Below are 6,827 nucleotides of genomic sequence, written 5' to 3' on the forward strand. Positions count from 1 at the left end.
GCTCAGGCCGCCTCGCCCTCGGCCCACCGCTGCGGGTAAAGCAGCAGGCTGATGGTAGTGCCCCGCGCCGAAGACGCTATCGACAGCTCGCCGCCGATGGCGGCCGCGCGGTTGCGCATGTTGGCCAGGCCATGCCCTTGCGGCCCGGAGTGTGCATCGAAGCCGCACCCATCATCGCGGATCTCGATCAGGATGGCCTCGGCGCCGCCAGCGGTGCCCGCGAGGCTGCGCGCCACCACTTGCACCGTAGCGCCGCCGGCATGCTGCATGACGTTGGAGAAGGCCTCGAGCAGCAGGTACTGCAGCTCACGCACGATCTGCGGGGTCAGGCCGGCCACCGCCGGCAGCCGCTCCACTTGCCAGTCCACTTGCAGCTTTGCCGCTTCCAGGCGCGCCCGCAGGCGGTAGCGCAGGTTGCCAAGCACTACGGCCAGGTCGCCGCCGGTGTCTTGCATGGCATCCACTGAAAGTTTCAATGCATCCAGCGCTTGCTGCAGATGCTGCTGCAGCACCATGGGCGTGCCACGGCCCGATCGCAGCAGGCTGAGCGCGCCGACCAGCGTGCTGCCCAAGCCATCGTGCATGTCGCGCATGATGCGCCCGCGCTCGCGCAGCGTGGCCTGCTCGCGCTCGATCTCGCGCGAGTGCGCATAGAGCAGATGCAGCTCTTCTTCCTTTTGCGCGACCTTGCGGTCCAGGTTGCGGTTGAGCTCGGCCAGCGAGCTGATGGTGCGCGTATAGCGGTCCACCAGCAGCCAGGCCATGCTGAGGCTGAAGAGCTGCGAGACGTACTTGGTCAGCGAGGTGTCCCAGTAAAAATCATTGCTGAACTGGATGCGGATCACGTCGGCGGTGCTGAGCGCGCTCGCCAGCGCCACCGTGGCGGCCAGCACCAGGCGCTCGCGGCTAGGGCGCCGCAGCGCCGCCCAGGCCAGCGCGGAAGCGATGCCGCACGCCAGCAGCATGTTGATGGACCAGTCGAACAGCTTGAGGATTAGGGTGTTGAACAGGAACGTCATCACGACGATCAGCGGCAGCTTGATCCACAAGAACGCGGTGACCAGCCATGCCGGCCACGGCGAGCGAACGTCGATGATGATCAGCGCGAACCGGGCGGTCGCCACGATGAATACGGTCCGGCTGGCCAGCACCAGCACCTGCCACGCGTGCAGCGGCAGCGGAGCGCTCTCCAGCAGGCGCTCGACCACGCTGACCGACCAGGCGATCTCGGCCAGCGCATAGAGGCCGAACAATGGGTCGCGCTGGCGCCACCAGATCAGCAGCGAGATCGCCGTCAGCAACAGGCTCAGCGCGGTGATCACCAACGGCCCGATCACGCGGAACCAGAGCGCGCCCTGGTAGTGCGCATGCACCAGCCGGCCTGGCCCGAACTCGATGCGCGACAGGCCCGCCTTGGCATTGGCGCGGGCGGCGATCGTGATCGTCAGCTCGTTGTCCGGCCGCAGCATGGCCTCGGGCACGGGGATGTACAACGGGCGCTGGCCACCGTACAGGACGGGGGCGTCCATGGCGCCGGAGGCGGCCAACAGCTTGCCGTTGAGATGCATCTCGAAGCTGTTGGCCGCGCGCGCCAGGTACAGCGCAGGGATGTCCTGCCCGACGCCGCCATAGGCAAAGGTCATGCGGTAAGCCGCCGTGCCGTCGCGCCCGGGGTAGATGCGGTCCCAGTCGTGGGGCAGCGCGACCTCGGCCGGTGCTGGCGCGGGGCCTTGCCCGGCGCCGCCGGGGCGGACCACGGCCAGCGCTTGCCGCAGCACTAGCACCTGGCTTGCCAGGTCTGCCGCGGGCGTCTGCGCCGGATCCTCGCGGGCGCCGCCGCAGGCCGTGGCCACGCAGCACAAGGCGAGCCACAAGGCAACGGTGCGCGCCAGCCTCGGGATGGGCAGCAGGGCCATTGGCATTGGCCTCAGAAGGTTTTCAACAGGCCGAGCTTGTGGGCTTCGAAGACGGCCTCGGTGCGGGAGTTGACCGCCAGCTTGCCGTAGATGTTCTTGATATGCGCCTGCACGGTATGCACGCTGATCGCCAGGTGCCCGGCGGTTTCCGCATAGGTGTATCCGCGCGAGATCAGGTCGAGCACCTCGGTTTCGCGGGCGGACAGCGTCACGTCCCCGCCCGGGGTGCCTGGCGTGTCCGGCGCTGGCAGGCCCGGGGCGCTGGCACTGCGCAGCCGGGTGATGACCTTGCGCGCGATCACCGGGCTCATCGGCGAGCCGCCGGCGCGCAACGCCAGCACGGAGGCGTGCAGGTTGTCGTCGGATTCGTCCTTGAGCAGGTAGCCAGTGGCGCCCGCGGCGATGCTGGCCAGCACATTGGCCTCGTCGCCGAACATGGTGATCACCATGCAGTCGCAGCGCGGGTGCAGCCGGCGCGCATGACGGATGACATCGATGCCCGAGCCATCCGGCAACCCGAGGTCGCACAGCAGGACGTCGGGCTCGTGCGCGGCCAGCCACTCGCAGGCGCTGGCGCGCTGCGCGCAGGCCGCCACCACCTGGATGCCCGGCATGCTGCCCAGCGCGCTTTGCAGGCGTGCGCTAGTGGCGGGGTCATCTTCGACCAGCAGGACGTGGATATCGGTTTCCGGGACCGCAGACGGGTTCTGTGAGCGCATGGTTTGGGCTGGGGGTAGTCTTGACTATGGCCTGGATCGGCGGGGGGCGGTACTCCATATTCATGGGATGGCGTCTGGCGGCTTATCGTAGCGCTGGCGCCGGAGATGGTCAATTCGGCGGCGAGCCGCGCCGCGGTGGGGTGAAACCGCAGCGGCAACCACAACGCCAAGGCTCAAGCAGTCATCACGGCCTGGTTGCGCCCGTTGCGCTTGGCCTGATAAAGCCCGGCATCAGCAATCTCCACGATCCGGCTGAACGGCGCATCCGCGGCTGGCACGATCGCCGTGCCGCCAATGCTGACAGTCACATGCTGCCCCACCGGAGACCCGCTATGCGGCACCTGCAAGCCCTCGATCGCGCGCCTGACCTTCTCGGCCAGCAGCCGCGCCCCACCGGGCGAGGTGGACGGCAGGATCATGGCGAACTCCTCGCCGCCGAAGCGCGCAGGCAGGTCCGCCGGGCGCGCGCAGTTCTCGCGGATCACGCCGGCCACGCGGCGCAGCACCTCATCCCCGGCCACGTGGCCATAGGTGTCGTTGTAAGCCTTGAACGCATCCACGTCGATCATCAGCAGCGCCAGCTGGCTTTGCTCGCGATTGGCGCGTTTCCATTCGGCCCCGAGGTACTCGTCGAAATAGCGCCGGTTGGACAGCCCGGTCAGCCCGTCCGAGTTGGTCAGCCGCTGCAGCTCCAGGTTGGTCTCCAGCAACTGCTGCTGGCTCTGGCGCAGCGCGCGGTAGGCCTCGTCGCGTTGCAGCAGGTTGAGGTAGGAGCGCGAGTGATAGCGGATGCGCGCTACCAGCTCGATGGTGTCGGGCAGCTTCACCAGGTAATCGTTCGCGCCGGCGGCAAAGGCCGCGCTCTTCATGAGCGGGTCCTCCTTGGTGGAGAGCACGATGATGGGGATATCGCGCGTCGCCGGGTTGGCGCGGTAGCGGCGTACCAGCGTCAGGCCGTCGATGCCGGGCATCACCAGGTCCTGCAGGATGACCGTGGGACGAGTGCGCTCGGCCACGGCAACGGCCTCGTCTGGCTTGGCGCAATAATGAAAATCGATATTCTGCTCGGGCTCCAGTTCGCGCCGTACTGCTTCACCTACCATGGCCTGGTCGTCCACCAGCAGCACCATGGCCAAATATTCATCCGGGCGCGGTGGGGCTTTATGGTCTGTATCTTGTGACATTGTCTTCCTCGTGCTCTCCGACCTGGAGACGCTAACAAAATGACCCTGGCGCGGCGGCGCGGGTGCGCGCGCGGCCAGGTTTGCTTTGCATCATGTTGTTAGCGCCCCTGTGCTACCCCTGGTTGTTGATGGCATTGCATGCCCGTACGATGCGGGCGGCAATCTGCTGCAAAGGCAGGATTTCGCTGGCGGCCCCGATGGCGGCGGCCGCCTTGGGCATCCCGTAGACGGCACTGCTGGCCTGGTCCTGGGCGATGGTCAGGTAGCCACGCTCGCGCATGGCCTTGAGGCCCAGCGCGCCGTCGCGGCCCATGCCGGTGAGCAGCACGCCCACGGCGTCACCGCGCCAGTGCTGCGCCACGGTTTCGAAGAAAACATCGATCGACGGCCGGTACAGGTAGTCGCTCGGCTCTTCGGTATAGATCATGCGCGACGCGCTGACCAGGCGCAGGTGGTCATTGGTGCCTGCCAGCAGCACGGTGCCCGGCTGGGGCGCCTCGCCCTCGCGCGCGAGGCGCACCGGCAGCGCGCACTGCGCGTCCAGCCAGTCCGCCATGCCGGCCGCGAAGGCCTCGTCCACGTGCTGGACCGCGACCACGGCGGCGGTGAGCCCGGCAGGCAGGCTGCCCAGCACGGCGGCCAGCGCGGCCGGGCCGCCGGCCGACGCGCCCAGCGCGACGAGACGTTCGGCGCTGGCCCTGTGCCTTTGCGGCGCGGCCACGCGCGCCGGTCCGGTGCGGCCCTCCAGCAACCGGCCGATATTGCGGATCTTGCGCAGCAGCGGGCCGCTTGCCAGTTGCGAATCCGGCTGGGTCAAGGTGGGCGTATCCACGGCGTCGATGGCGCCTTGTCCCATGGCATCGAAGACCTGGCTGGCGTTGCGGCCAAGATCCATGGTCACCACCACGATGGCGCACGGCGTGGCGGCCATGATGCGCCGCGTTGCCTCGACACCGTCCATCACCGGCATCAGCAGGTCCATCAAGATCAGGTCGGGCGTGCGCGCCGCGGCCATGCGCACGGCGCTCTCGCCATCCTCGGCCACCCATGCGACTTCCAGCGCGGGATCGAGGGCGATGACGCGCCGCAGGGCGACCACGGCCAGGTGGGAGTCGTTGACGATGCCGATCTTCATGCGCGTGCTTCTCCTATCAGGTCTTGCACCGCATCGAGCAACGCGGCGTCCTGGAAGCTGCCCTTGGCCAGATAATAATCCGCGCCGGCCTGCAGGCCGCGCTGGCGATCCTGTTCCCGGTCCTTGTAGGAGACCACCATCACGGGCAGGTGCATCAGGCGGGCCTCGCGCTTGATGCGGCTGACCAGCTCGATGCCGTCCATGCGCGGCATGTCGATGTCGGTGATGACCAGGTCGAAGGATTCCGCGCGCAGCACGTTCCAGGCATCCATGCCGTCCACCGCCACCGTGACGTCATAGCCGCGGTTGGCCAGCAGCTTGCGCTCCAGCTCGCGCACGGTGAGCGAATCGTCCACCACCAGCACGCGCTTGCGCCGTACCGGAGCGGCTTCCGCGCCGCGGCGGATGCGGTCGATCTTGCCCTCCGATAGCAGCTTTTCCACCGAGCGGACCATATCCTCCACGTCGAAGATCAGCACCGGCGTGCCATCTTCGGTGAGGCTGCCGGCGGCGATGTCCTTGATCTTCCCGAGGCTTGCCACCAGGGGCTGCACCACCAGGATGCGCTCGCCCAGCAGACGGTCCACCGCCACCCCGTAGGTGCGTTCGTGATCGCCCAGGACCACCACCGGCACGGTGTCCTCGTCGCGCCGTGTCTCCGCCTGCTGCAGGACCTGCGCCGCGCTCACCAGCCCGACCTGGCGCTCGCCAAAGCGGAAGTGCTGGCGGTTTTCCAGCTGCTCGATGTTGCCGCGCTCCAGGTTGATGGCCTGCATGACGTAGGCCAGCGGGAAGGCATAGGCCTCGCCGGAGACCTCCACCAGCAATGCGCGCACCACCGACAAGGTGAGCGGCAACTCCAGGTGAAACTGCATGCCGCGTCCACTTTCCTGCGTCAGGCGGATGCTGCCGCGCACCTGGCGGATCATGTCCTGCACGGCGTCGAGCCCGACGCCGCGCCCGGACACTTCGCTGACGGTCTCGCGCATGCTGAAGCCGGGCAGCAGCAGGAAGTCGAGCAGCTCGGCCTGCGATAGCCTGGCCACGGATTCCTCGGGCACTAGCTCGCGCCGCACGATGGCTGCGCGCAAGGCGTCGAGGTCCACGCCGGCGCCATCGTCGGCAATCACGATCATCAACCGGCCGGCATTATGGCGCGCGTTCAGCGTGATGCGGCCTTCGGCCGGCTTGCCGGCGGCGCGGCGTGCCTCGGGCAGCTCGATGCCATGGTCCACCGCGTTGCGCAGCAGGTGCGCCAGCGGCGCTTCGAGCTGCTCCAGGATGTCGCGGTCGACCTTGGTGCTCTCGCCGACCAGTTCGAGGTGCACTGCCTTGCCCAGCGAGCGCCCCAGGTCGCGCACCATGCGCGAGTAGCCGGTGAGGCCGTCGGCGAGGGGCCGCATGCGGCTGGCCAGCGCCCGGTCATAGAGCTGGTGCGAAAGCTGGCCGGTGCGGTGGTCATACTGCTCCAGTTCCGAGACCCGTTGCGAGAGCTGCTGGTGGCTTTCGGCCAACAGGCGCTGCGCTTCGCCCAGCGCGGCGTGGGCGGCGGGATCGGCCGCGCTGGCCGCGAGCGTTACCTGCAGGGCGTCGAGCGCCTGCAGGGCGCGCATCTGTACGCGCCGGGTTTGCTGCAAGGCGCCGCCGAAGGGCTTGAGCCAGTGCGTCTCCACCATCGCCGCGCCGGACAGCGCCAGCAACTGGTCGAGCGTATCGGCGCTGACGCGCAGCATGCGCTCCTGGACTTCCGGCTGGCGGGGTGCTTCGCCGGGCGGGAACGTGGCCGGTGCCGTGGCCACGCCGGCACCAAGGACCGCGCCGGCCGCGGGGCCTTCGGGTGGCGCAGGGGCGATGGTGTCTGTCGCCGCGGCCT

The 6,827-nt window shown here is 68.5% G+C and carries 5 protein-coding genes; all 5 read right to left on the reverse strand.

What is annotated here, in order from left to right; translation table 11 throughout:
- Positions 1-2: 2 nt before the first annotated feature.
- Entirely contained in the window at positions 3-1,916 is a 1,914-nt protein-coding gene (locus OR16_RS34890; protein WP_006163574.1) for a sensor histidine kinase, read from the reverse strand.
- Between the two features lie 11 nt (positions 1,917-1,927).
- On the reverse strand, positions 1,928-2,635 hold the full coding sequence (locus tag OR16_RS34895) for a response regulator transcription factor (protein WP_006163575.1): 708 nt from the start codon (positions 2,633-2,635) through the stop codon (positions 1,928-1,930).
- A gap of 173 nt (positions 2,636-2,808) precedes the next feature.
- Positions 2,809-3,819: a response regulator gene (locus OR16_RS34900; RefSeq protein ID WP_043422288.1), complete on the reverse strand. Its 1,011-nt coding sequence runs from the start codon at positions 3,817-3,819 to the stop codon at positions 2,809-2,811.
- 112 nt (positions 3,820-3,931) lie between these two features.
- Positions 3,932-4,954, reverse strand: a complete 1,023-nt coding sequence (locus OR16_RS34905) for a chemotaxis response regulator protein-glutamate methylesterase (RefSeq protein WP_006163578.1) — start codon at positions 4,952-4,954, stop codon at positions 3,932-3,934.
- Positions 4,951-6,827: hybrid sensor histidine kinase/response regulator (locus tag OR16_RS34910; RefSeq protein WP_006163582.1), on the reverse strand; the 1,877-nt coding region annotated here is incomplete at its 5' end. The genes OR16_RS34910 and OR16_RS34905, both read right to left, overlap by 4 nt.

The organism is Cupriavidus basilensis OR16 (assembly GCF_000243095.1).
Lineage (GTDB): Bacteria > Pseudomonadota > Gammaproteobacteria > Burkholderiales > Burkholderiaceae > Cupriavidus > Cupriavidus basilensis_D.